The following is a 24453-nucleotide window of genomic DNA, read 5'->3' as shown; positions in this document are numbered from 1 at the left end:
GCACCACCCAGCCTGGTGGATGGATCTGGTCGTTGCCAGTGCAACTTGAATCGTTCGGAGGTCGTTTCCCGCTGCACGCAGGTCAGTTGGCTTGTCCGTCCCCGGCTTTGGGCATCATGGGGAGCCGGCGCCCTTCCAGACGCCAGCGAAACGACACCAAATCCGAGACGGCCGGACTGCTCCCGGCCCGGAAACGACGCCGACCCGATCAGCCGTCTTTGACCCCGCTGTTCCCGCGGTACGCTCCGCACACGCGGTCCTTGGGATTTCTCCGGTCCTACGGAGAGGTGGGCGATTCTCCGAGGTAGGAGAGGGCGCGCTCAATACCACTGGTCTGGATCAGGTGGCTCCGCAATTGCAGCAGGCCGCCGATACCGTAGTCACTCACTTCCCGGCACCGCTTGACCAGCCAATCCCACTCGCACTCAAGGTAGTCGGCTGCCTGTCGCAACCTCTCGTGCGAGGTGCCGGCGGAAGTGAAGCTGCGGGACCGCGCGTGATCGACAGCGTGAGCCAGAGAGTCGATCTCGCTCCTGCTGTTCGTGCTGTCGAGATGCCAGACGGCTTTGGGGGTCAGCCAGTCGGCGACAACAACGAGCCGCTGCGCGACGATGAACTCCGCAGTGTCGGAGTGTGCTCGGTCGCTGTGTATGTGCACCGTCAGGCCGTAGGACTCCATCAGGGCCATCGCGAGCAGCAGCAACAGCCGCTCGTACGGCTCACTGTCCTTGACGGCGGACTCGGGGATAGCGAAGACACAGCCCGCCGCGTCGACGGCGCCGATCGAGCGCTCCTGCATCAGCTGCAGAACCTGGTGCCGCTCGGTGAACAGCAACCAGCCTGCGGCCTGCCCGCCGTACTGGACCCTCGACCACAACACCGGCGCGTTGTCGACGGAGCCGAGGTGACGTCTTAGGTACGACGCGCAGGCATACGATCCGAGCCAAGCCGCTCCGACCTCCGTGAGGTCGGGATAGGCGGCACGGGCGGCTGCAGACCGCGGCTGGTCGAGGTGGGCTTCCAGGCGCTGTTGCGCGACGTGGAGTGCTTGGTCGTCCGCCAGGAGGCTGTCGTCGACGTTCAGCGCCGCCCACAGCAAGGCGTAGACGAGCTCGTCGAGCCGGTATGCGCTGGGGATCGGCAGCCTGTCGACCGGCATCAATAGCTGGCGTCGAGCGTGGGCGGCATCCATGACATACAAGTCGTCCTCCCCTCGTGCACCCAGCGCGGCGATGAGGAGCGCCCTGCGACGAGAGCGGGTGAAGTAGCGGAGGTGTTCACGGTCCTCGGGCCCGACCACCACGGTGTCACCCCGTGGCTCTGCCTCATACATCTGGACCGCGACGGATGTCCCGTCCAATATGCGCAGGCCGTCGAGGTGCCAGACTCCTCCGGCACCTGGCAGCGGTCCATTGACGGACAGGTGCGAACTGTCGAAGCGGACGTCGAAGCGGTGCACGGCGGCCAGCGACGCATCGTGAGGTACCCGGGCGAGGACCACCTTCCGCATCGGGGCCGGGCCCAGCAGTTCCTGCACACTGTGGCCGAGCCAGAATTCGAGCACCGTGGCCGTGTCCCCGCGAGGCGCCTGTTCTCCGATCAGCCATCGTTTGAAGGTGGTCTTCGTGGTGTCCACCCTGGCCAGGCGTGGCATCCGGTAATGAGCCGCCGCCCGAGTGCCGGCATCTTTCAGCTGTAGCTGAAACACCTCGAACCGTAGCCACTGGCGCTTTTCCAGCACGGCATACAGCAGTGTTGGACGCGTCAGCGTTTCCATGGGAATTGTCTCCTGACTATCAATCAAAATTCGAGGTCGTAATGTCAATGGAAAGGAAGGTCACCTCACAACTCCCCATTTCTGGGGTGCGATCCGTCTCCCTTGCTGATTGCTGTTGCCTGGTGCGCAGATTGTCAGGTGCCTTATCCTCTCCGCCTGTACTGGTTAATTGGCGATGAGGGACGCTCAGGAAAGTTGCGGGTATTGAGTGACGACGTCGCGCAGGAAGCTCAGTTTTGAGTAGAAGGTGTGTTGCTGAGCCCAGCCGCGGGCCGCGAGGTAAGTCCCTAGCCAGGCGTTGATGCGGTCCATCTCCCGAACTACGTCCGCTTCGTCGTCCAGCACACTGCGTGACCTGCGGTACTCCAGCTCGCATTGGGAGAGCGTGATGTTGGGAGCCGCCAGGAGAGAGCAGCGGTCGAGGAAGATGCCGTAGATGTGGCCGGTACCCATTGACTCGCACTGCACGTCGTATCGGACGCGTTGGAAGGGTGGCATGGCGCGTACCTGAAGCCCGAGGTTCGAATGCAGGTACTCCTCGAAGCGGTCAGGGGCGACGTCGAGGCCGGACGTCAATTCCTCGCGGCGGGCGAAGGAGTCCACGGTGAACCACTTGCGCTTGAGCACGTGTCCGGCGGAGACCGTGGGGATGAAGGAGGCGTAGCCGACTTCGCTTTCCGGCCCGGTCACCTCGAACAGGTGGTTCTCGGTGTGGTGGACCTGGAACTCCTCCCGGTACTCCGGTCGGCAGTCGTCCAGCTCGCCGTCGCGCAGTGCTTTGAGTAGTTGCATGGACGCGGCCCAGATGTCTGGTGCCGGATCGAGGGTGTATTTGTACTCCAGTTCGGTGCCCGCGCAGTGGGTGCGGAAGTACCGAAGGTGGTTGTTGAGCGCCATGCTCAGCTCGGCACGGGCGGACAGCACTGGCTCCAGCCAGCGCAGCATCTGGACCGGCCCGTGTCCGACCGGCTCGCGAGTGGTGCGAACGAAACAGGCGTCCTCGGGGTGGAAACGGATCTGGGCGTACGCGTGGTAGCCGCCGCCCGGATGTTCGGCGAGGTAGCACAGCGGGACGAGCCCGGGGGCGGTGTCTGTTCCGACTAGCTGGCGCAGATGGGTTCCGGCAATGGCGTCGGGAAACAGGGCCTTCCCTTCGATCCGGCTGGTCCCGCGCCAGGTGCCGTCTGCGCTCAGGGCTTCGACGCGGCACTCGCCGAGCGTGTTCCAGCGGATGACCACAGTGGTGCTCGGTACGCAGACTTCCTTGGGTGCTACGCGCACAAGCACGATTGGGTCGTTCGCGGTGCAGGGTGCCGTCTGGTTGAGCAGGTGGATTCCGCCAAGGACCACCCAGGCGTGGCGCGGTGTGGTCTCGCTGGTGCGCATGGGTGTCACTCCTCGGGTCGATTGAGCCGCGCGCAGCCCGGCCGCCTTGACCGTTCTCGGTTGCCCACGGGCTGCGATGCTGACCATGCCCAGTACTGGACACGGTCGTGTGGCGCTGTGGTCTGTTGCCGAGGCGGGTGCGGGGCATCGGCATAGGGTGAGCCGGGTGAGTCGTGGTGAAACTGAGACGAAGATCGTGGAAGCAGCGGTTGCCGATGCTTCTCTGGCTGCGGTGGAGTTCGATGACGCCCGTGCCTGGCTGGAGCGGGCTCGCGGGCGTCCCATGGAGCCCATGGCGGCTGAGGTCTGGGTGACCGACCCCCACCTCGCTCACGTCTTGCTGGTCAAGCACCGGGTGCGCGGATGGGTCCCGCCCGGCGGCAAGGTGGAGCCGACTGAGACACCGCGCGAGGCCGCGGCCCGCGAACTGCACGAGGAGACCGGCCTGTTGGCCCAGCTGCTGCCCGAGCCTGCCGCCGTGGCGGTCCGGTCGTACCGGCCTGACTGGTCCCCCACACTTGGCCTGTCGTACGCCGCGATCGTCGACCGCCAGGCGCCGCTGGGAGGCGAGAAGGGCCAGCCGGCTGCATGGTTCAGCCTCGATGAGAAGTGGCAGAGCGTCTTCCCGGAGGATCGCGTGCGCATCCTGTCGCACGTGCGCCGACTGGCGGCCGAGCGTCCGGTCGGGGCTCGGTGAACCCCGCTGACCACTGCCGCTCAGATGACGCTGTCGATCTGGTCGAGGACGTCGTCGTGCAGCGTGACCAGGTGCAGGTCGTGGAAGAAGCGGACCCACACCGGGGCGAGTCCGGGTTCCCTCTCGAACGCTTGCCCGCTGAGGTGTCCTTGCGCGTAGGCGGCGGTCCGCAGCGCGTGGTGCTGGAGCAGGGTGGGGTGTATCCATCGGGGGGCGCGTACCTCTCGGTGTGAGGGGCGGAGGGGACCGGATGCCTGAGCCTTGAAAATCCACCAGTGATGGCCGACCGGCCCGGTTGGGCGGCGGCGGCACTGGTTGGACCGCCGGGTTTCGAGCACCAGATGCAGGTGGGACACGGTGAGGCCGACTTCTTCGGCGGCCTCAACCTGCGCTGCCTGTTCAGGGCTGCCGTGCTGGTCGATGTGTCCGGCGACGGGAGCGATTCCGATGGGAGGTGTCGCACGGTCGAATACCAGCAGCCCGGCCGACGAGGAGACGAGTACACCGACGCTGGTGTGATCACAGTGGTCTGCCGCGGCGGTGCCGGGCCGGGCGGTCATGGGGATCCGCCCGGCCGCTGGGCGACCACGACGAGCCAGCTCGTGATGGTCGGAGTCTCGGGGGTGGTCAGGGCGTACGCGGCGTCCAGGATCTGCATGCGCTGGGCGTGGGTGAAGCCGTCGGCAGGGCGAGCGAAGACGGGAATGGACAGCCAAGCCTTCTTCTCCGCCATGGTGCTGTGCTGGGCGGTGACGTCCATGGCGAGCACGGTCAGGCCAGCTTCGGCCAGGCGGTGGGCGATCGTCTCAGCCGGAAGCTTCGGTGAGCTGGTGCCAGCGGGCGGCGGGGTATAGCCGTAGTCCCGGGCGGCGATCTCGTGGATGAGCGTGTTAAGTGACGGCCCGGTTCGCGTGCTCTGCTCGTCGGGGTGGCGGACTCCTGCGAATCCTCCACCGACGTTGAACACGAACCGGCCGCCCGGGCGCAGGATGTGCCTCACCGCCGCGAACACTGCGGTGGTGTCGGTCTTCCAGATCGCCGAGTTGCACACCACCGCATCCGCGCTGGCGGTCGGGACGTGGGCGGCCAGGTTCTCCGCGGAGGTCGTGATCCACGACAGGCGGATGTCGATCAGGGTGCGGCGTCCGACGCGTTGCATCGCCGTAGAGCTGTCCAGGGAGAGGACCGCCGCGTCGCGCGGGACCCGTTCGAGGATCGCGTGCGCGGTCGCCCCGGCGCCACCGCACAGGTCGATCACCAGGTCGGCGTCGGACAGCGCGGCCCGGTGGGCGAGATCGCGGCTGGTCGCGCCGTACATGGGAAAGGCGCGAGTGAAGGCGGCGTATACCTCGGCCGTGGTGTCGTCGTCCCAGCCGAGTACGGCGTCCTGGGGTGCCACGGTGGCGGCGCCTCGCTTTCCGGATGCAGGGCCCGGCCGCAGTGGGCCGGGCTGGTCGGGCAGATCAAAAGAGCGCGGACTGAACGGCAGTGGACGGTGAGGTATACGCCCCGAAGGTGAGGCGTCGCCCCTTCAGGGCACCGAGGTCGAGCAGGTAGCGCAGTTCGTCGCCGTCGAGGGCGGCCAGGACCTGTGAGCCGATACAGGCGACGGGGGTGAGTCCGTGTTCGCCCTCGCGCACGTCGTGCGGGTAGAGCACCCGCTCAGCACCGCGCAGCAGATCTCCTTGCCCGGGAGGCGTCCAGGGCTCCGGTGTCGCGGTCACGTTCATCGCGTCCAAGGCCGCGACGGCGGAGTCGAGGTGGCTCTTGTGGGCGAGTTGAGCGGGCGCGAGGTCGCTCATGGCGGCCAGCGAGTTCAGCTTGGCTGCGGCCCGGACCGCCTGTGTCAGGCCCAAGTGACGGGTGAGGGCGTCCTCCAGGAAGCGCACCGTACGCCCGTCGGGGCTTGAGGTGAGGAAGGTGGCCACCAGGGCGCCCTGCTCGGCGAGGCGGGAATGCTTGCGTGGTTCGGCGGCGGTGCCGACCTTGGTCGTTCCGTCGGCGAAGGTCGCCAGGTAGAGCCAGTGCGGCTGCGCCATGTAGGCGGCGAGGGCTTCGGGAGCGGGGCCGCCCTGGTGGTACCGGTGGGCGTAATGGAAGTCGTCCCGGCCGGCGCAGCGGACACACTGGCCGCTCTGCCCGGCATGGGCCCCGTTGGGGCAGGCGGTGGCTTCGACGTGGTGGGTGTCGGTGAAGCGGTACCAGCCGGTGCACCACCGATCGCCGCCGGTGGCTCGGTAGCCAATGCGCTGATTCATGATCTCGGCGTAGAGCAGTGGCCCGTCCGGCAGCGGGGCGAGCAGGAGGCGTGGGTCTCCCGTCGCCCACGTGACGCCGTGGCACACGTAGGTTCCGCTGGTGGGCGGGGCCTGGGACATGGTGCGTTCCTCGCAGATGGGCGGTGGGTCAGAGGTGAAGGTGCAGGCGTTCGGCGAGCGCTGTGGCGGCGGTCTTGAAGACGTGGTCGCGGTCCATGTCCGTGACATCCAGCGACAGCCATCCGCCTGCCTGCTCGTAGGTGCGCAACTGGGCCAGGACGGCGTCCTGGTAGTGGATGAAGTCCTCGTCCGCGGCGCCGGAGTGACCTGTCTCCAGGGAAGTGAAGGAACCCTTACGGGCGAGGGCCTCGGCGGCGCTGATCTGCAAGAAGATGACCAGGTCGGGTTCGGGGAGGTGGGCGAAGACCTGCTCGGCGAGGCGGGTGGAGACACCGGGGTTGACCGCATAGCGGGCGAGGATCTTGTGGTGGGCGTTGTCGAGGAGCACGTGGGTGCCCGCGGCGAGCGCGGGCTGGATGACGAGCTGGTGCTGCAGCGTGTACCAGGAGGCCAGGGCCAGCAGCCAGTAGTGGTCGCCACATGCCCGGGCCACGCGTGCGTCGCGCCGGTAGACCAGGTCGTTGAGACGGTCGACGTAGGCCGACAGTCCTGCGTCCATCGGGACGTCGGTCGAGCGCTTGCCGACGAGGATCGTGGTGTGGCCAGCCTCATTGAGGGCCTGGTGCAGGCGGTTGGCGAGGGTGGACTTTCCCGCGCCGTCGATGCCGGTGACCGTGATCGTGCGGCCTCGGTCTGTGGGGAGTGCTGGGGTAGTCATCGGATTCCCTGGAGGGTGTGGGGCGGGCGGCCGGTCAGACGGCCGGTGATGATGGCGCGGATGCGGTCGATCAGGACGGCGCGGCGGCGCAGGACGTCCACATGCCGCTCATTGGACAGGTCGGCGGGGTAGCGCCGGGCCAGGTTGTTGGAGATGACGTGCAGGTAGCCGAATCTGATCCCCGCCTGCCGGGCAGCCGCCCCCATGGGACCGATCTCCGGGTCGACGAAGTCGTACGCGGCGTGCTTGGCCAGCCAATCCCGGTTCTCCAGCAGGATCGACGGTGAGGTGGCATGCAGTCCGCAGTGCACACCTTCCTGGGCAGTGGCGAAGTCACCGAAGAAGTCGTCCCAGGACACCAGTGCGCCGCCCACCAGACTCGTGTTGCCGGTGGCCAGCCACGTGTTCGGCTCGATGCCCGGACTCAGGGCCCCGACCTTGCCGACGTAGACGACGTCGCGGGCTCCCAGCGCTGCCAGGCGATCGACGACCTGTCCCGCCACATCGCCCCAGATGCTGTGGAGGAATCCCAGGTACACCACACGATGCCCTGCGATCTCGGTGCGCTGCCAGGCGTAGCCGGGCCCGCGCGTCCACACCCCGGCTTCGGGGGCCAGGTACTGGAGGCTCCAGCCCACGATCACGAGGTCGCCGTCGAGGTTGAGGCTGAGGTCGAGCCCGTCGAGCACAGTGCGGCATTCGTCCGGCCCGGGCGGCTGGTAGGTGACCTGCCCGGCGGGACGGTCGGTCATGGCCAGATAGGTAGCGATGATCAGCGCGTAGTGCTGGACATAGTCGGCGCCCGGGAACGCCTTGATGACCAGGTCGTTGCCGTGGACCTGAGCGGTGGGCCGCTCGATGTTGAAGAGCTTGCCGGTCTTCTCGTGGCGGGAGATCACAGCCGCGCGGTCGTAGCCGCCGATGACGCGGATGCTGTCCCAGTCCCGCTCCTGGATGAGGTGATGCACCTTGATCGTCAGGTAGCGCAGGAGGCTGTCTGGGCCCATGGTGTGGCCGTCGGCCGGGACCGGAGCCGCGTGTAGCAATCCGGGGGCTGGTTCGGCGAGCAGAGAGGTCATCGGCGCTCCTGGGCGATCACGGTGTTGCTGCCTGCCGCCGTGCGGACGACGGCGATGTTGTCCCGGATCAGCTGGAAGCGGTCCTCGGGGATCGGGCCGAGCTGCTCGATGCGGGGGGTGGAGGGTTTCTCGTAGGGGCCGTCGGGCGACAGGGCGATCCCCATGGCGCCGAGGATGACGGGAGCTGCTCCGTCCACGGAGGCGATCCATGGGTGCTTGCGTTGCTCGATGAGTTCGAGGTGGCCGGTGCGGCCCAGCCCGAGCAGTCGGTAGACGCGTCGCTCGTCGACCAGGCCGCTCTCTGCCAGGTAGGCGGTGGCCGCCCAGCGTGTGCGGCACAGCTGCCGGGCGGGATCGGGACGGCGCGAGGCCGGCAGAGCGAGGGCCCCGGCCCAGTCGCTTGCGAGGAGGGCGTCATAGGTGCAAAGCCACTCCCCGTCGTCCGCGGCGTGCAGCACCGCACACAGCCGGAAGACATCGCCGGCCATTTCCTGGATCACCCTGGCGGCCTGCTCACTCGCCTTCACCGTCGCCGGGCCATCACCCATGACGTCCGGCAGGATGATTTCCCTCGCCCCGACCGCCCGCCCGGCGGCGACCAACTGGTCGGCGGGCAGGGCGTGTCCGAGGTCGAAGACGCCGTTGTCGACGATGATCTCCGCTCCGCGCTCAGCCTCGCGCGCGAAGAAGGCCCGGTAGCCGGCATCGGACAGGACGTGCTGGGCGGCCACATGGTGGACGCGGGCAGGCTCCTGGGCCACGAAGTGTTCCAGATAGGCAGGTGGGGCGATGACGGAGAAGTCGATGCCGGGGACCATTACCGTTCTCCCCACTGCGCGGAGGCGATGGTGAGGAACTGCTGCGACAAAACCGGGTCGCTGCTGAAGCGTCCGCCGGCTTCCACCGTGGTGGTGCGCGCCTCCTCCATCCGTACCCCGCGCATACTCATGCACAAGTGGGTGCCGCGCACGACGACGGCGACGTCCTCGGACCCGATCACGCTGGTGAGTTCCGCGGCGACCTGGCGGGTGAAGCGTTCCTGGACCTGGAGCCGCCCGGCATGGGCCCCAGCGATCCGCCCGAACTTCGACAGCCCCACCACCTCACCGTCCGGCACGTATCCGGCCGTGACGGCCAGGTTCATGGGCAGCAGGTGGTGCTCACACACGCTCCACACGCTCATGCCACTCACCACCACCAGCTGGTTGCTCAGATGGGATTCGGCGAAGCACGTCATGGCAGCCGACCCGCGCGGGGACAACAAGTCGCTCCACCAGGAGGCCACCCGCTCCGGCGTTCCGAGCAGGCCCTCACGATTGGGGTCCTCACCCAGTTCGACCAGGAGCTGGCCAATCAAAGAGGCAACCCGGCCCGTATCGATGGGTGAGAGGGACACGACGGGTTCCGAAGAGACCTCGTCCGGGCCGGTGGTGGGGCTGACGACAGCATGCGCCATGAGCGTCTTCTCGCTTCCAGACGGGACAAATGGCAAGTGAGCAACGGGGATCAGCGGCCTCGCGCGTCAGCGAAGGCCAGCACGTGAAGTCGGGTGGTGAAGTGCCAATGCCGGGCCGCGACCGCATCCGCGAGTTCACGGGTGCGTGAGATGAGCGCCTCCGCGGTGCTGCCCTCCGGCATGATCCAGACCGGGGCGAGGTCGTGCGCGTGGACGAGCTCGGCGATCCGGTCGAGATCGGCCAGCGATGAGGCAACGAACTTGAAGACCGCCTGCCCGGATCTGGCGAACACGTCCAACACGTCGGGCACCAGGCTCTTGGCTTCGTCCACCCCGAAACTGGCAACCTTGGGCGAGACATTGAGGCGGACGCCGTCGACCAGCAGCGCCGAGTCGGGCTTCAGGGTGCCGTTCGTCTCTATCTCGACGCGCTTGCCCGCGGCCAGCAGGCATTGGACGAGCGCGACTACCTTCTTCTGCTGAATCAGCGGCTCGCCCCCGGTGATCACCACCAGTTCGACGGGCGATGACGCGGCCCAGACCGCTAGGTCCGCGACCGACCACTTCTCCGATTCTTTGCGTGGGTCGTACCGGCTCCAGTCCCAGGTGTACTTCGTGTCGCACCGGGCGCAGGCCAGGTTGCAACGGGACAGGCGGATGAACAGGGCCGGATGTCCGCAGCTGGGGCCCTCGCCCTGGAACGTCGGTGTCTCCGTACCGAAGCACTCCGCGATGATCAGCTCGAAGTCGGCTTCGGTAGCGGCGAGATGAGGTAGTGCCCGCGCAGTCACTGTTCCTCCATGGTGAATCGGGCCCAACTGCGCCCGGTTTCCCGGACGGTGACCGACACCAGGCGCCCGGGGATGTGCGGTTCAAGGGTCTGGATGAACCAGCCCGCGAGGAACTGAGCCAGGAGCTCCGAGGTCGGCTCGAAGGGCAGGGCCTCGTGCAGGTTGCGGTGATCGAGTTCGGTGTCGAGGAACTCCTTGAAGGGGGCGAGAGCTCCGAAGTCCGTGACGAATCCCGGGGCTTCCAGGGCATCGGCGGTCAACGCGACCTCGACCTGGTAGCTGTGCCCGTGCTGACGGTTGCACTTGTGCTCGGGCGGAAGCCCGGGCAGACGGTGGCCGGCTTCGAAGGTGAAGGTCTTGCCGATCGTGGACGTGCCCGAAGGCATGGGGACTGAGGGGATCAAGCTGGTCACTCAAGGCTCCTTGCGTAGGGTCGCTCCGAAGGGGCGCGGTACTTCGGCGAGGGCGTGCAGGCACGGGCAGGACGGACGCCTGGGGAGCGCCCTTCGGCGATTCCGAAGGCGCGTCACGCGGCACCCGCCAGGGCTCTCAGGCGGATCGTGTCGTCCTGCGCCCTTGGGTAAGAGGGTGAGGAGAGCCGCTGCTGAAGAGCAGCGAGGGCCATGGCACCTGATAGGAGTCCGATGCAGGTGCGGCGGGATTCGAGGAGAGCCGCCTCCCGGATCGGGTACGGCTCCAGGCCATCGGGGCCAAGGCGGTACTGGGTGCCGAACTCCTGCGACTCCCCGCTGTTGACCAGCGCGCGGTCATGAAGATGGGCCCACTGCTGCAGGCACGCGTCACCGGTCTTGGCAGCACGGTGCAGCAGGCGGGCGGCCGTTCGCTGGAAATCCGGTTCGTCGTCAGCGTGCAGGGCGAGCTGCCAGGCGGCGCGGGACGCGGCAGGCCCGACGAGTCGATGACCTGGCCAGCCGTGGTCGGCCAGAACCCGAGCGAGCATCTTGGCGTTGACGTGATCGGCGTGGCGCCCCTTGCCCAGGTACATCGCGTCGAGTTCGTCGCGCACGTGCCGTGCCCAACGCTCCGCCTCTTGCTGCGCACGCGCCAGCAGTTCGTCGGCAAGGCCGGGCAACAGCGGATGCCCGCCCGTCATGAGACATCCTCGTTGCTGTCCGTCGACGCCGGCGCCGGAGGCGGGACTGCGCAACCGATGAGAGCCCGGAGCGCAGGGCGAGCCTCTGCACGCAGCGCGAGACGAATAACCTGCTCGCCGAGGCGTACGGCCGTCCCAGTCACGGTCCAGCCCATGTCCTGCAGACGATTGAGGAGTCGGCAGGTCGGACCGGTGTCCGGTTCAGACGATGTGTAGGTCTCCACGCCGACGTGCGGCCGGCCGAGGCGTGCGGCGCAATCGGACGACCACAGGGTGATCAGCCTGGCCATGTCGTCCGGGTGCTCGGGCAGGGTGTACACGTGCTGCAGGAGCAGCCCGGGGCCCGTGCCGACGCTGTTCCCTCGCCCGGTACCGACGTCCAGAGCGAGGATCATGCAGGCCAGCAGGACGCCGTCCTCGAACAGACCCACCGCCTGCGTGTCGTTGCAGAAGAGTTCCGGAATGTCTGTCCGGGCCGGCACCGGCAGACTATGCCGTGCGAGCCAGCCAAGACGGTCCTCGACCAGCGCGACGGCCTCCATCCGTTCGGCGTCTGTGTGTAAGGAGCGCATCTCATACACCGGCCGCGCAGCCGCGTCCCCGTCGGCCCTGGAACGGTGGCGCTCTGCCTGGGCGGTAGCCGCGTAGTCGGTCATCGCGCACCCCGGTCGGCGTCGCAGCCCATGTTCGAGACCCGAGCAGGGACGTGATCGCGTGTGCCGAGGAGTGTTGGTGAGGCGGGTCAGACACAGCAAGTCGATCGAGCCATCGTCGCGAACGCAGGTGTCGGCTTTCAGGTCGCCGAACAATCCGTGCTGCTCGACACGGGGGAGGTGTCTCATCGTGGGGGACTCCATGGGCCCGGGTTCCGGTAGGACAGTGGCCGCCGTGGCGGCTGAACATGGCTTGCCTGCGTGACCGATATGTGATCGGTCAGGTTCTCGGGAGGGACGCCGCGAGAATGAGGACGATCATGGCGACCGTGAACACGAGCACACGGGCGGTATCTCGGCTGGGCAGCCGCAGTGGCCTCGTCTCCGGCCGCATCCCGCTTGGACCCGCAGCGGCATGCCGTGCGACCGCATCGGCGAGCTCCTGCGTCGCCTCGGCCATCCGGACCAGGTGAACTCGGCTGGGCATGTACCCGTCCGGCACAGGAGTCGAGCTCAGTGCCCGGGCCCGCGCCAACGCTGGTTCGTCGGAAAGAAGGCCGGCTCCCAGCTGACTGATATGGCCACGTAGCCGGAGAGCGAGGTCGTCGATGTCCGCGGCGGTGTCGGGCAGGGGCGAGTCATCAGCGAGGACCAGTGCGACGGTGTCGGCTGCAGCGGCCACGTAGTTGCGTTTCAGGGTCTCGGCGGATTCCATCACGGCTTCTCCCGTGCGGCGCGGAACGTTGCCCAGGTGGTTCGACCGCCATCGCCCACTCCCCAGTCCCGGGCAAGAACGGCGACCAAAAGCAGGCCACGGCCGCTCTCGTCGAGCCCGCTGGCGCTGCCGAGCTGAGCGGGGGTGGGATTGTCGTCGGTGACTTCGATGCGCAGTTCACCGTCGTCGTGAATGACGCGCAGTCGCACTGTCCCGTGACCGTGCTCGATCGCGTTCGTGACCAGTTCGGAAACGACGACCACAACGTCCTCCGCCAACGTTGCGGACACGTCCCACTGCTGCATGGCCGTCGCGGTTCTGTGCCGTGTGTCAGCGACGTGGACCGGGTCCGGGTCGATGTCCGCCTCAAAGGAGCGCAAGGTCAACGACCCTGGCTTCGCATCAGCCGGCGAGACGGCTGCGGCAGGGCTCATCGGTGGGCCTCCCGGAGGGCGGTGTGGGGGAACGTGCGGCGGACGACGCTTCCAGGTCGTGCGGTACCGGCCGCCTCGCCTGTCACTCGACGTGGTCGTTCAGTGACTAGCGAACACTGGGCGGCAAGGGCGTGGGAATGACTTTCAGATGACGTTGACCCGTCAGTAACCCTGCTCGGGGTCCCATCGACACCGGTCGCCCTGACATGCTGAGCAGCATGGTCACTCTCAACGGAAACCCCGTCAGTGCCGACGACTTGCTCCCCTTGGCCCTCGTGAACACCGGCCACTTCACGTCCATGCGCGTTGCCGAAGACGGCAGCATCCGTGGCCTGGCACTCCACCTGGAACGCCTCGTACGGGACAGCAACATCGTGTGGGGAGCCGACCTCGACACCAACCGCGTCCGCGAGTACGTACACCAGGAACTCGAGGGGCAGCAGGGCCCCTGCGTCGTACGCGTCACGATCTACGACCCGAAGGTCGACATGCAGAACCCGGCGGGCGCCGGCGACCCGCACATCCTGGTGTCGGTGCGAGGCGCGGGTTCGCTGCCCCCGGAGCCGCTGCGAGTTATGAGCGTGCCGTACGAGAGGGACCTGCCGCAGGTGAAGCACGTCGGGCTCTTTGGCGCGTTGCACGCCCGCGGCACAGCACAGCGCGCCGGTTTCGACGATGCGCTGTTCGTCGGCCGCGACGGCTTCGTAAGTGAGGGCGGAACCTGGAACGCGGCATTCGTCGACCAGGACGGCACGGTGGTATGGCCCCAGGCTCCTGTCTTGCCCGGAGTCACCATGGCGCTGCTGCAGCAGCACGCGGAGCACCGGACCGCCACCATCACCCTGGACCAGGCCAAGCGAATGGCGGCAGCCTTCGCCACCAACACCAGTGTTGGAGTGCGTCCCTTGGCCGCCATCGACGACAAAGAGTTCCCCGTCGACCACCCCGTCCTGCGTCAACTTCAGCAGACTTACATGTCGATCCCCGGCGAGAATCTGTAAGGCGGTGCCATGACGGGCGTGACCAAGTGGACCGGTCGTGAGGCTGATCTGCTGCGCCTTGCCATGCGAAAGACGGGGCGTGAGTTCGCCGAACTGGTCGGCGTCAATCCCCGCCAGATCCCACGGTGGAGACAACGGGGCGAAACCATCGACCTCGAACTCGACAACCAGGCCGCGCTCGACACGCTCCTCGCCCAGGCCACCCCCGACGTCCAGCAGCGCTTCGCCACGCTTCTCACCGAACGGGCCGCCACCGAGGACGATGCCCGCGCTGAAGAGCTGCTGCGCAGGGACCCGCGCACTCGCAGGCATCCCGTGGACGGAAAGGTGATGACTCTCGTCGAGGCCGGCATCTACTTGGCCGGCCCCGACAACCGATCGATCTGGCTGGAGCCCTACCTCATCGACGTGTACCCCACGACGAACGAGGACTACCAACGATTCGTGCTTGCCACAGGCCACCGCCCACCGCAGCATTGGCCCGCAGGTCAATGTCCAACCGCCCTGGCCAACCACCCAGTCGTATGGGTGACATGGCACGATGCCGCCGCATACGCACGCTGGGCAGGCAAAGATCTGCCCAGCGCCCGACAGTGGGAGAAGGCCGCGCGAGGCCCACGAGGACGCATATACCCATGGGGTAACGAACCCACGGCCGCCAAGGCCAACACGGCAGAAGCGGGAATCGGCGCAACTACACAGGTCTCCCGCTACCAGTCCGGCGTCAGCCCTTTCGGGGTATTCGACCTTTGCGGCAACGTATGGGAATGGTGCTCCACGGTGGCGGAGCCAGGGCGCCATGAGTTGAAGGGCTCCGCCTTCACCAGCCCCTTCGAACGCTCTGCGCCCTCGCTGAGGAACGCTGCCGATGCCGGGATGAAGGACAACGACACAGGCTTCCGCTGCATCTCTGCTGTCTAGTTTCACCTTGGATCTGCATCGAACTGGGCGCGCCACATCCACCTGCGGACAGCTGGGGCGCACATTCGGCTTGCTCGTAGGGCGCGGTGTAGTGGCACTCTCGTTCGCCCTGCTGCCTAGTGGGTCCCGTGCTGTCCTGAAGTGCGGGGTCATGCATCCATCGCATCGTGTGCCCGCAACGTCTACCAGGGGAAATCAGAGGGGGAAATTCCTGTCAAGGGGGGAAACCCGAGGGGGAAATGAGGCCATGCTTGGGCCCCACCCACCATCAGAGGTCACACTCATGTCGGATCCGTTCGCCGATCTGCTCCTCCGGCTCCGGAAGGAAGCGGGCCGGTCGCAAGAGGAGCAGGCAGACGCGATCAACGCTGTGTCCGGTAGGGACACCGTTACTCGCCGAGAGATCAGCCGCTATGAGAAATTCGAGACGATTCCCACCAGTCACACGATCAGCCACATCGCGGTGGCCTGTGGCGTCCCGTTCGAGGAGCTCCAGCGGGAGGCTAGGGCTGCCCGCGCTCGGAAGAGAGGGATGCAGGCCGAGGCCGCGGAGGAGCAGGACCCTGTGAGGCGTCGCACGCTACTGGGGGGCGCTGCCATAGGCGTGAGCACGGCTGCCGAGCCCTGGGGGCGCCTCGCATTGGTCCTCGGAAAGGGAGGCAAGATCGATTCTGCCTCCGCCGGCGCGCTCGTTGACCGTGCCGCAGATCTACACGTTCAGGAGCTCAGCGTCAGTGCGCGGAGGCTGCAGAGGGCGGTCGAATCGCACCTTGATGCGATCACCGCGGCCCTGCCTCATGCCGGGGCGCACGAACGTGCTCTCACCATTGCCGCCGGAGAGACCGCCGCCCTGGCTGGTTGGGTGGCTTGGGACTTGGGGGAACACGGCAGGGCCGGCGCCTACTACAAGGTCACATCTCAGTGCGCGGCCACCGCTGGACACCCTCCACTTCGAGCCCTCGCTCTGACCTACACCAGCTATGGCGCTGCGACGCCGAAGGCGAAAATGGAGCTCCTTTCCCAAGCGGCCAGGGACGTGCGAGGCCACGGCAACGCCACTGCCGCCGCCTGGGTCCTCGGCAGGCATGCGGAGGAAGCCGCAGCCGCTGGCGATGATCGAGGGGCACTCCGTGCGCTGGAACGAGCACGATTCGTCTACGATTTCGCGGACCCCACCAGCGAGCAACCATGGGTTCGGTTCGTTACGCCGTTCCGCATGGACTCGCTGGCACTCTCCGTATACGGCCAACTGGGGCGCCCCGAACTCGCTTCCACGGCGGATCTCGCAATCGACCGCCTCGGAACGGAGCTTTCGGATGGTGGCGTCGTGGTTCTCGGAGATCTTGCTTCGGCGCTCCTGCGGGGCGGCGATGTTGACCAAGGCGTCTACGTATCACGGCAATTCGCCGCAGCAGCTGAAGCCAAACCCAACACGATGGGCAGAGAGCGTGCGAGTGCCATCGCGGGTTCGCTCCCGCCTGGAGAACGAGAACTAGCCCTTCATTTAGCGCAGTTCGCGGCGTAGCTACATCTCGTTGCGAAAGGGGGAGCGCTCCGGGTCTAAGGGTCGTGCGTACAACTGGTCCGTCGTCTCTCAGCTTGATGCTGTTTCCTCAACAACCCAGGAAAGATACGGCTCCGACCCGCCGGTAACGGGTAGCGTGACCCACTGGGGGATGTCGTATGGGTGATTCTCGTGCAGCCAGGCTTCCAAAGCCGGGAGACGGTCTGTCGTGGTCATGTACGAGATTCGCCACTCCTGCGCTGCGTTGATCTCGCCCTCCCACCAGTAGTAGGCGGTGACCGGAGAGTCGACGTGAACGCCGGCTGCCAGTTTGTTCTCGACCGCCCCCCGGGCCAGCCTCCTTGCCAGCTCCTCGTCGTCGCTGGTTGTCTGCGCAATCACAACGTCGTTGGGCATGAAGCTACCTCTCCGGCTCGGGTGTCGTGACCTTACCCATCTGGTCGTCCAGGCCCATAAGCCTCCGGCGGCTGAGGTCGTGCCCCGCGACCTGGTGCAGGGGATCAAGCGTCCGCGTTCCGGTTCCAGGCCAGTGGCGATCTCCGTGGAGGCGGCAACCCGCGATGCGTCCCGCTGAAGCGGGTTGAACGCCCGATTTGGCGGAGCCACCGTCACCGACCCGCCTCACCACAGGCCCGAGGTCAGATTCGCCCACGGCAGACTAGAAAGAGCCCCGGGGGACTGGAACCACCCTCGGAGACTATGTCAACGTACAACCTGCCTGGAAACCACCAGGTCAGAGACGCTCCCAGCAGGGCGGGTGCCAGCGTGCGCACTGTCTTCCGTCTCCTGTCTCGCGCCCTGGTCCGTAGTTAAGGAGGCCCAACTGTCGAAAGCCGCACTGCGATCGGTCCGCGTCACTGCTCCGATCCTCCTGGCGCTCGGCGCCATGAACGCTGGGTCGCCCAGACGAAAGCCGTCTACGCCGCCCTCTCCGCAGCACTGTTCCTCTGCGCCTGCGCCGCCGGTCCTTTTGGTGAGGACCTAGTGCAGCGCCGGCGTCGCTAAGACCTGATGGCATTTGCATCGCGGCCCACCCAAGTACTGGCACGCGCGGCACCGCCCAAGCCGTTGGTGCCTCCGGGGCGCGTAGTGACCGGCAGCCTCAGCCGACTCACGCAGGACGGGCCCGCGGCCGTGCTCGAAGATGACGAGCACTCCGGGCGGGTTCTGCCGACTGGCCTCGTAGCTATCGGATTCCGGGCGGAATATAGGCCACGATCCCCGGTTACCGAAACCGAGGATCGCGCGGACTATTGAGGCTATTCGCTCTTGGCTGTGCTTGGCGGTGGAGCCATAGGGATATCGGCGCGAGTCACGCAAACTAGGTCGGTCGTGGCGGCGTTTCAAAGACGTACCCCCTGCGCGAGGAGAGTGATTTTTTTGCCGGATCCTATCAAGAGGCTTCCGCTGAACTCGAAGGGGAAGGTTCGATACCAATTTGTTGTGGACGTAGGGGTCGACCCCGAAACTGGTAAGCGCAAGCAGTTGAGACGGACCTTCGACTCGTTGAAGGAAGCCAAGGCTGAGTATGCGAACATAACTAATCGGCGGCATGATGGGTCGCTTGTGCCACCCAACAAGATCACCGTGAATGAGTGGCTCGACCGATGGCTGTCCATGAAAGCGGAAGACCTCGAAGAAACCACCATCTATAACTACAGGATCACCCTGGACCGAGTTCGTGGGAGGCTCGGCAATATCCGTCTCCAGGACCTTACTGAAGAGCATGTAGAAGAGTGGAGGGACTGGGCGCTGGCGCATGGCCGCATGCGTGGTAAGAGGGCCGGAACGCCGCTCAGTGTCACGAGTGTGGATATGAGCCTCGCTCGGTTGAAGGAAGCGCTGGGGAGAGCCGTTACGCGGCGGTTGGTGTACGTCAATGTCGCTGCGTACGTGACCATTCCACGGAGAGCGCGCAAGGAAGAGCGGAGAACCAAAGAGGAGGTGCCGCCCTGGAACGTCCAGGAGGTTCAGAAATTCATACATGGAATTAGGGGTGAGCGTCTCTATGCTGCGCTTCTTCTGTCGCTGATGGGGCTTCGGCCAGCTGAAGTCTGTGGCCTCCGGTGGGAAGACGTTGACTTGGAGAACGCCACGATCGTCATCGCCAACACGCGCACGATGATGGGCAACCGGTACGTGGTGGAGAAGGACACCAAGTCTCTTGCAGGTGAGCGGGATCTGCCGCTGCCAGCGCTGGTGCTGGGAGCCCTCAGGGCATTCCGGGCTCTCCAAGCCGAGGAGAGGCTCGCTCTGGGGGAGGCGTACACGGTGTCGGGCTACGTGCTGGTGCACGAGGCGGGCGACGCCTTCACGATCAAGCAGCTTCGCCGACGCGCGTACCGGCTTATGGAGCTTCTGGGGCTCCGTCGCGTCAGGCTCTACGACGCACGCTCGTCGTGCTTCACCTTCCTGGCCAACAACGGCGTCCCGGACCACATCCTCGCGCGATGGGCCGGACATACGAACGTAAAGACGACCAAACGATGGTACGTCAAGCCGGATGTAGAAGATCTTCGCGGAGCCGCCACCACTTGGGACGGCCTGCACGGGGGTGTGGCGGAGGGGCAAGAGTGAGCCGCGCGCACCACTGACAGAGCGACCTCCGAGCCTTATGGCCTGCGGGATTGGCGATAGGCGGGTTCGGAGTCCGCTTGCTGACCGGCGGCTGTAACGGGGAGTATCCGGCTACGGTCAAGGCTTCTACCAAGCGTTCACCGTGTGTGGTGTTCAAGCTGTTGTGGGGCGGGCTTCGAAAAACTTCCGGGTGAGTCACGCCGAGCCTCGTCCGTGCCACCACACTCGATGCTGCAACCCGAACCGCCTGTGAGGCCGTGATCAAAGAGGAAAGCGTTGCTCGTAGCGACCGACGGAGCGCACGCGCCCGGAGGTTCGCTGCCGAACGGCCAGGAGTACATGCCGGAGAACCTATACCTGGGTTTTCGTCGGTAGGTCCGGCAGTGCCGGAGCAGGGCAAGGCCCCCTCGGTCCACCCCGGCGATGTGACATCTCGTGACAGATGAGAGGCTCAGAAGGGTGAGCGAGACATCACCGAACACCCTGCAATACCGCTTTGACGGGCCAGAAGAGGCACCTGTCCTGATCTTGGGTCCCTCTTTGGGTACCACATGGCACATGTGGGACCGGCAGGTGCCCGAGCTGGCCAAGCAGTGGCGCATCTTCCGGTTCGACCTGCCGGGCCACGGCGGCGCACCCGCCTACCCCGCGGGTTCCGTCGGCGACATCACCGCCCGGCTGCTCGCCACCCTCGACGGCCTCGGTGTGCAGCGCTTCGGCTACGCGGGCTGTGCGCTCGGCGGTGCGATCGGCATGGAGCTGGCGCTGCGCCACCCGGAGCGGATCGCGTCCCTCGCGCTGATCGCGACCTCGCCCCGGTTCGGGACGCCGGACGAGTTCCGGCAGCGGGGCGTGATCGTGCGGACCAACGGGCTCGACCCCATCGCCCGGTCGTCCCCCGACCGCTGGTTCACCGGCGGGTTCGCCGCCGCGCAGCCCGCGATCACCGACTGGGCCGTGCAGATGGTCCGCACCACCGACCCCGGTTGCTACATCGCGGCCTGCGAGGCTCTCGCCGCCTTCGACGTACGGCCCGAACTCGGCCGCGTCGGGGCGCCGACCCTCGTCCTCGTCGGCTCCGACGACCAGGTCACCGGCCCCGCGGAGGCCCGCACGCTGGTCGCCGGGATCCCGGACGCGCGCCTGGCCGTCGTACCGGGCGCCTCGCACCTCGTACCGGTGGAACAGCCCGCCGCCGTCACCGACCTCCTGGTCCGGCACTTCTCCACCGCCTGGCAGCCCGCCTACGACTCGACGACGGGCCAGACGGCGATCCCCGCGGCCCCCGTCAAGCCGGTCCTGGCCGCCGCGGGGCCGCCGCCGCAGGTCGTGCCGATCGCCGAGATCGCCCCGGCCGCTCCGGCACCCCTGGTCATGGGCGGCCGGCCCGACCCGTACGACGCCGGGCTCAAGGTGCGCCGAGAGGTCCTCGGCGATGCGCACGTGGACCGGGCGCTGGCGCAGGCCGACGACTTCTCCGGCGACTTCCAGGAGTTCGTCACCCGCTACGCCTGGGGCGAGATCTGGGACCGCCCCGGCCTCGACCGCCGCTCCCGCAGCTGTGTCACGCTCACCGCGCTGGTCGCGGGCGGCCACCTGGAGGAGCTCGCCTTCCATGTCCGGGCCGCGCTGCGCAACGGTCTCACCCCGGCCGAGATCAAGGAGGTGCTGCTCCAGGCGGCCGTCTACTGCGGCGTACCGGCGGCCAACAGCGCCTTCAAGGTGGCCCAGCAGGTCATCCGCGAGGAGACCACCCCCGAGGAGTGAGCACCTCAGCCGGGCAGCGGGACCACCAGGCTGAGTCCGCCCAGGGGCCCTTTCCAGGGGGCAGGATGGTGCCATGACCATGAAGCTCACGAAGAAGTCGCACGCCTGCGTCCGTCTGGAGAAGGCCGGGCGCACGCTCGTCCTCGACCCGGGCATGTTCAGTGAGGAGGACGCCGCGCTCGGCGCGGAGGCGATCCTCGTCACGCACGAGCACCCCGACCACTTCAGCGAGGAGCGGCTGCGCGCGGCCATGGAGGCCGACCCCGCGACCGAGATCTGGACCCTGAACTCCGTCGCGGAGAAGATCTCCGCCGCCTTCCCGGGCCGTGTGCACACCGTCGGCCACGGCGACACGTTCACCGCCGCGGGCTTCGACGTCCAGGTCCACGGCGAGCTGCACGCCGTGATCCACCCGGACATCCCGCGCATCACCAACGTCGGCTACCTGATCGACGGCGGCCGGGTCTTCCACCCGGGCGACGCCCTGACCGTCCCCGACCACGCGGTGGAGACGCTGATGCTGCCGGTCATGGCGCCCTGGAGCAAGATCTCCGAGGTGATCGACTACGTCCGCGAGGTCAAGCCGCAACGGGCGTACGACATCCATGACGCCCTGCTCACCGACCTCGCCCGCCCGATCTACGACAACCAGATCGGCGCGCTCGGCGGGGCGGAGCACCTGCGTCTGGCGCCGGGGGAGAGCACGTCGGTGTGAGTGTCAGTGGGGCCCGGTAGGTTGTCAGGCATGCGCATCGCGACCTGGAACGTGAACTCGATCACCGCCCGCCTGCCGAGGCTCCTGGCCTGGCTGGAGAGCAGCGGCACGGACGTGCTCTGCCTTCAGGAGGCCAAGCTGGCCGAGGAGCAGTTCCCGTTCGACCAGCTGCGCGAGGCGGGCTACGAGGCAGCGGTCCACGCGACCGGCAGGTGGAACGGCGTGGCGGTGATCTCCCGAGTAGGCCTGGAGGACGTCGTCAAGGGCCTGCCCGGCGATCCCGGCTACGACGGCGCCCCCGAGCCCCGAGCGATCTCCGCGACCTGCGGCGGCGTCCGCGTCTGGTCGGTGTATGTGCCCAACGGCCGCGAGGTGGACCACCCGCACTACGCCTACAAGCTCCAGTGGTTCGAGGCCCTCAAGGCGGCCGTCGCCGGTGACGCGGCGGGCAGCAGGCCGTTCGCGATCCTGGGTGACTACAACGTGGCACCGACGGACGACGACGTCTACGACGTGGCCGCCTTCGAGGGCCTCACCCATGTCACCCCGGCCGAGCGCGCGGCCCTCGCCGCCCTCCGCGAGGCCGGCCTGTCGGACGTCGTCCCGCGACCCCTGAAGTACGACCACCCCTTCACGTACTGGGACTACCGCCAGCTCTGCTTCCCCAAGAACCGCGGCATGCGCATCGACCTGGTGTACGGCAACGAGCCGTTCGCGAAGGCCGTCACCGACGCCTACGTGGACCGCGAGGAGCGCAAGGGCAAGGGCGCCTCGGACCACGCACCGGTGGTCGTGGACCTGGACGTCCCGTAGGTCACAGCAGCTGCAGGTCCACCGCCCCCGCGAGGGCGGCCAGCCCCGCGTCCCCCGGGTGCAGGTGATCCCCGCTGTCGTACGCGGGCAGCATCCGCGCCGGGTGGGCCGGGTCGCGTACGACCCCGTCGAAGTCGAGGACGCCGTCGAACGCGCCGGCGTCCCGGATCCAGGCGTTGACCCGGACCCGCTCGGCGTCGACGGCGGCCGTGCAGCGCGCCTCGCCCTCGCAGGGCAGGATCGTCGCCGCCAGCATCCGCAGCCTCCGCGCATGCCCCTGGTCGGCGAGCTCGCGCAGCCCGGCGATCACCTCGTCGGCCGTGGCGCCCCAGCGCACGTCGTTGACGCCCTGGAAGACGACCGCCGTGCGCGCCGACGTCTGGGCGAGGACGTCCCGGTCGAAGCGGTGCAGGGCGCTCACTCCGCCGGTGTCGGTGGAGACACCGTCGCCGGGGTAGCGGTCGGTGACCACGCGGTTCGCGGAGATGCCCTGGTTGAGCACGCCGTAGTGCGGGACCTCGTCCTGGGCGAGCAGCCGGTCGGCGAGGACGTCCGGCCAGCGCCGGTCGGCGTCGGCCGTGGACTTCTCCCCGTCGGTGATCGAGTCCCCGAGCAGCACCACCGCCCCGGGCCCGCCGCCCACGTCCACCCCGGTCAGCAGCGGCCAGCTGGTCAGGACGCCGGTGTACGCCGTCCCCGAGCCGTCCGCCGCGTGGTCGCCCGCCTCGCTGACGTACGACCGCTGCCGCGCGAGCCGGTGCACCGGTGCCGCCGTCACCGTGCCCGGCAGATGGAAGCTCACCAGCAGACTGCTGTCCGCCGGCACGTCGAAGTCGAGCGGATCGCTGAACACCTGCGCCCCGGCGGCCACCTTGACCCCCGCCGCGCCCCGGAAGGCCACCGCCACCGGCATGTCGCGCGCCGTCGCGCCCGCCGCCTGGAGCGCCACGGTGACGCTCCCGATCCGCACCGGCGCCGCCGCGAAGGTGTTGTCGAACCGCAGCCGCACCCGGGGCCCGCCCACCGAGGTGTGCACGACGAGCCGCAGCGTCCGGTCGCTCCACGGCCCCACCTCCGGATACCCGGCCGTCGCGGCGGCCCAACTGCCCGTCCAGCCAGGTGCGGTGGCCCGCACGGACACCGCGAACACATGCAGGCCCGGCGAGTTGGGCAGCCGCACCGAAGCGACCCGGCGACCGCGCACGAGCGGCACGGTCACCACGTACAGCCGTACCCTCTCGGCGAGTTGACCCCCCGGCGTGTTCAGGTGCGGCAGCGCCACGGCCTTGGTGGCGAGCGGGCCGGTCCGCCAGTCGGGCGCGGTCAGACGGTACGAGGAGGTCGTGCCGTCCGTGTACGACACCTTCCCCGCGCCCGTGACATCGGATCCCGACGTGGCCGCCGTCAGGAAGGCCAGCGCGTCCCCGCGGCCGGTCACCCGCGCCGACTGTCCGGCGGCTCGTACGTTGTCCGGCTCGCCCGGCTTGCGGCGGGGCCACGTCAACCGCGCCCCCTGCACGGTCAGTGTGCGACCCGGCGTCCAGCCCGCCGCCGTCAGATCCCGCGCAGACAGGGAGGCGCCGGAGCCGTCGAAGTCCGCCTCGCCCGGGCGCGCGTCGTCACTGACGGCCGTGTTGTCGAAGAGCCGCTCCAGCGGCAGGGGTTCCGTGGCTCTGCGCACCGGCGCGGCCCGCACGGGAGCGGCCGGCGTCAGCGCCGTCAACAGGGCGAGCACAAGCCCGGACAAGCGAACACCTCGGCGCACCTGGTTCCCCCGTTCACGACCGGTCAGGACGAGACGTGTGACGCACGGTGAAGGTAAGGAGGTCCGGATTGACCCGTCAACGCGCCATGCGTGAACTCGGCGTGAAGTCGCCCGGAATCGACTGCCCGCGCGCCTGTGGTGCGCACGCGGGTGCGAATGACACGCTGGGCA

Annotated in this window: 25 protein-coding genes; 8 read left to right on the top strand and 17 right to left on the bottom strand. The window is 67.7% G+C overall.

Going from position 1 to position 24453, the window contains the following annotated elements; all coding sequences use genetic code 11:
• Positions 1 to 277 precede the first annotated feature (277 nt).
• Both OG885_RS09050 and OG885_RS09045 read right to left on the bottom strand, forming a co-directional pair.
• Entirely contained in the window at positions 278 to 1777 is a 1500-nt protein-coding gene (locus OG885_RS09050) for a hypothetical protein (protein ID WP_405728731.1), read from the bottom strand.
• Between the two features lie 186 nt (positions 1778 to 1963).
• Positions 1964 to 3163, bottom strand: a complete 1200-nt coding sequence (locus OG885_RS09045) for a hypothetical protein (RefSeq protein ID WP_405728728.1) — start codon at positions 3161 to 3163, stop codon at positions 1964 to 1966.
• Positions 3164 to 3395: 232 nt separating this feature from the next.
• Here OG885_RS09045 and OG885_RS09040 point away from each other — a divergent pair, with 232 nt between their 5' ends.
• Positions 3396 to 3860 carry an NUDIX domain-containing protein gene (locus OG885_RS09040; protein ID WP_405728725.1) on the top strand — a complete coding sequence of 155 codons (465 nt, stop codon included), beginning with the start codon at positions 3396 to 3398 and terminating at the stop codon, positions 3858 to 3860.
• Between the two features lie 20 nt (positions 3861 to 3880).
• Here the strand turns inward: OG885_RS09040 and OG885_RS09035 are convergent, their stop codons facing one another.
• The 13 genes from OG885_RS09035 to OG885_RS08975 all read right to left on the bottom strand — a co-directional run bounded on the left by OG885_RS09035 (position 3881) and on the right by OG885_RS08975 (position 13198).
• The gene (locus OG885_RS09035; RefSeq protein ID WP_405728722.1) at positions 3881 to 4420 is read right to left on the bottom strand and encodes an NUDIX hydrolase; all 540 of its coding nucleotides are present in this window, start codon (positions 4418 to 4420) and stop codon (positions 3881 to 3883) included.
• A complete protein-coding gene (locus OG885_RS09030) occupies positions 4417 to 5259 on the bottom strand; it encodes a class I SAM-dependent methyltransferase (RefSeq protein WP_405728719.1) in 843 nt (280 codons plus the stop codon). The genes OG885_RS09035 and OG885_RS09030 overlap by 4 nt, the downstream gene beginning before the upstream one ends.
• A gap of 64 nt (positions 5260 to 5323) precedes the next feature.
• Positions 5324 to 6238, bottom strand: coding sequence for a DUF2797 domain-containing protein (locus OG885_RS09025; protein ID WP_405728716.1), 915 nt, complete (start codon positions 6236 to 6238; stop codon positions 5324 to 5326).
• 28 nt (positions 6239 to 6266) lie between these two features.
• Complete coding sequence (locus OG885_RS09020) at positions 6267 to 6956, bottom strand: dTMP kinase (protein ID WP_405728713.1); 690 nt, start codon at positions 6954 to 6956, stop codon at positions 6267 to 6269.
• A complete protein-coding gene (locus OG885_RS09015) occupies positions 6953 to 8035 on the bottom strand; it encodes a hypothetical protein (protein WP_405728710.1) in 1083 nt (360 codons plus the stop codon). The genes OG885_RS09020 and OG885_RS09015 overlap by 4 nt, the downstream gene beginning before the upstream one ends.
• Positions 8032 to 8853, bottom strand: a complete 822-nt coding sequence (locus tag OG885_RS09010; protein ID WP_405728707.1) for a hypothetical protein — start codon at positions 8851 to 8853, stop codon at positions 8032 to 8034. The genes OG885_RS09015 and OG885_RS09010 overlap by 4 nt, the downstream gene beginning before the upstream one ends.
• Positions 8853 to 9491, bottom strand: coding sequence for a GTP cyclohydrolase I (gene folE / locus OG885_RS09005; RefSeq protein WP_405728704.1), 639 nt, complete (start codon positions 9489 to 9491; stop codon positions 8853 to 8855). Before folE ends, OG885_RS09010 begins: the two co-directional genes overlap by 1 nt.
• Before the next feature lie 50 nt (positions 9492 to 9541).
• Positions 9542 to 10282, bottom strand: a complete 741-nt coding sequence (locus OG885_RS09000; protein ID WP_405728701.1) for a 7-carboxy-7-deazaguanine synthase QueE — start codon at positions 10280 to 10282, stop codon at positions 9542 to 9544.
• Positions 10279 to 10695: a 6-pyruvoyl trahydropterin synthase family protein gene (locus OG885_RS08995; RefSeq protein ID WP_405728698.1), complete on the bottom strand. Its 417-nt coding sequence runs from the start codon at positions 10693 to 10695 to the stop codon at positions 10279 to 10281. Before OG885_RS08995 ends, OG885_RS09000 begins: the two co-directional genes overlap by 4 nt.
• A gap of 113 nt (positions 10696 to 10808) precedes the next feature.
• A complete protein-coding gene (locus tag OG885_RS08990; protein ID WP_405728695.1) occupies positions 10809 to 11396 on the bottom strand; it encodes a DUF6624 domain-containing protein in 588 nt (195 codons plus the stop codon).
• Positions 11393 to 12052, bottom strand: a complete 660-nt coding sequence (locus tag OG885_RS08985) for a hypothetical protein (RefSeq protein ID WP_405728692.1) — start codon at positions 12050 to 12052, stop codon at positions 11393 to 11395. The genes OG885_RS08990 and OG885_RS08985 overlap by 4 nt, the downstream gene beginning before the upstream one ends.
• Before the next feature lie 277 nt (positions 12053 to 12329).
• Positions 12330 to 12764 (bottom strand): DUF6415 family natural product biosynthesis protein, encoded by a 435-nt coding sequence (locus OG885_RS08980; RefSeq protein WP_405728689.1) that lies wholly within the window; start codon positions 12762 to 12764, stop codon positions 12330 to 12332.
• Positions 12764 to 13198 (bottom strand): ATP-binding protein, encoded by a 435-nt coding sequence (locus OG885_RS08975; protein ID WP_405728686.1) that lies wholly within the window; start codon positions 13196 to 13198, stop codon positions 12764 to 12766. Before OG885_RS08975 ends, OG885_RS08980 begins: the two co-directional genes overlap by 1 nt.
• Positions 13199 to 13416: 218 nt before the next feature.
• Between OG885_RS08975 and OG885_RS08970 the strand changes: the two genes are divergently transcribed.
• The 3 genes from OG885_RS08970 (at position 13417) to OG885_RS08960 (ending at position 16645) form a co-directional block, all read left to right on the top strand.
• Entirely contained in the window at positions 13417 to 14199 is a 783-nt protein-coding gene (locus OG885_RS08970; RefSeq protein WP_405728683.1) for an aminotransferase class IV family protein, read from the top strand.
• 9 nt (positions 14200 to 14208) lie between these two features.
• Positions 14209 to 15120, top strand: a complete 912-nt coding sequence (locus OG885_RS08965) for a formylglycine-generating enzyme family protein (protein ID WP_405728680.1) — start codon at positions 14209 to 14211, stop codon at positions 15118 to 15120.
• A 283-nt stretch (positions 15121 to 15403) separates the two neighbouring features.
• Positions 15404 to 16645 (top strand): helix-turn-helix transcriptional regulator, encoded by a 1242-nt coding sequence (locus OG885_RS08960; protein WP_405728677.1) that lies wholly within the window; start codon positions 15404 to 15406, stop codon positions 16643 to 16645.
• Between the two features lie 69 nt (positions 16646 to 16714).
• Here the strand turns inward: OG885_RS08960 and cutA are convergent, their stop codons facing one another.
• The gene (cutA, locus tag OG885_RS08955; RefSeq protein ID WP_405728674.1) at positions 16715 to 17041 is read right to left on the bottom strand and encodes a divalent-cation tolerance protein CutA; all 327 of its coding nucleotides are present in this window, start codon (positions 17039 to 17041) and stop codon (positions 16715 to 16717) included.
• Between the two features lie 936 nt (positions 17042 to 17977).
• Here cutA and OG885_RS08950 point away from each other — a divergent pair.
• The 4 genes from OG885_RS08950 to OG885_RS08935 all read left to right on the top strand — a co-directional run bounded on the left by OG885_RS08950 (position 17978) and on the right by OG885_RS08935 (position 22517).
• On the top strand, positions 17978 to 19222 hold the full coding sequence (locus OG885_RS08950; RefSeq protein WP_405728671.1) for a tyrosine-type recombinase/integrase: 1245 nt from the start codon (positions 17978 to 17980) through the stop codon (positions 19220 to 19222).
• A 459-nt stretch (positions 19223 to 19681) separates the two neighbouring features.
• The gene (gene pcaC / locus OG885_RS08945; protein WP_405728668.1) at positions 19682 to 20989 is read left to right on the top strand and encodes a 4-carboxymuconolactone decarboxylase; all 1308 of its coding nucleotides are present in this window, start codon (positions 19682 to 19684) and stop codon (positions 20987 to 20989) included.
• Positions 20990 to 21068: 79 nt separating this feature from the next.
• A complete protein-coding gene (locus OG885_RS08940; protein WP_405742659.1) occupies positions 21069 to 21704 on the top strand; it encodes an MBL fold metallo-hydrolase in 636 nt (211 codons plus the stop codon).
• Positions 21705 to 21734: 30 nt separating this feature from the next.
• Positions 21735 to 22517, top strand: coding sequence for an exodeoxyribonuclease III (locus tag OG885_RS08935; RefSeq protein ID WP_329332992.1), 783 nt, complete (start codon positions 21735 to 21737; stop codon positions 22515 to 22517).
• A gap of 1 nt (position 22518) precedes the next feature.
• Here OG885_RS08935 and OG885_RS08930 read toward each other — a convergent pair whose 3' ends face one another.
• Positions 22519 to 24264 (bottom strand): SGNH/GDSL hydrolase family protein, encoded by a 1746-nt coding sequence (locus OG885_RS08930; RefSeq protein WP_405728664.1) that lies wholly within the window; start codon positions 24262 to 24264, stop codon positions 22519 to 22521.
• Between the last annotated feature and the right edge of the window lie 189 nt (positions 24265 to 24453).

The organism is Streptomyces sp. NBC_00028 (genome assembly GCF_045041065.1).
In the GTDB taxonomy this organism is placed as follows: Bacteria; Actinomycetota; Actinomycetes; order Streptomycetales; family Streptomycetaceae; genus Streptomyces.
Note: the sequence above shows the minus strand (reverse complement) of the source record. Positions and strands in the feature narration are given on the sequence as shown.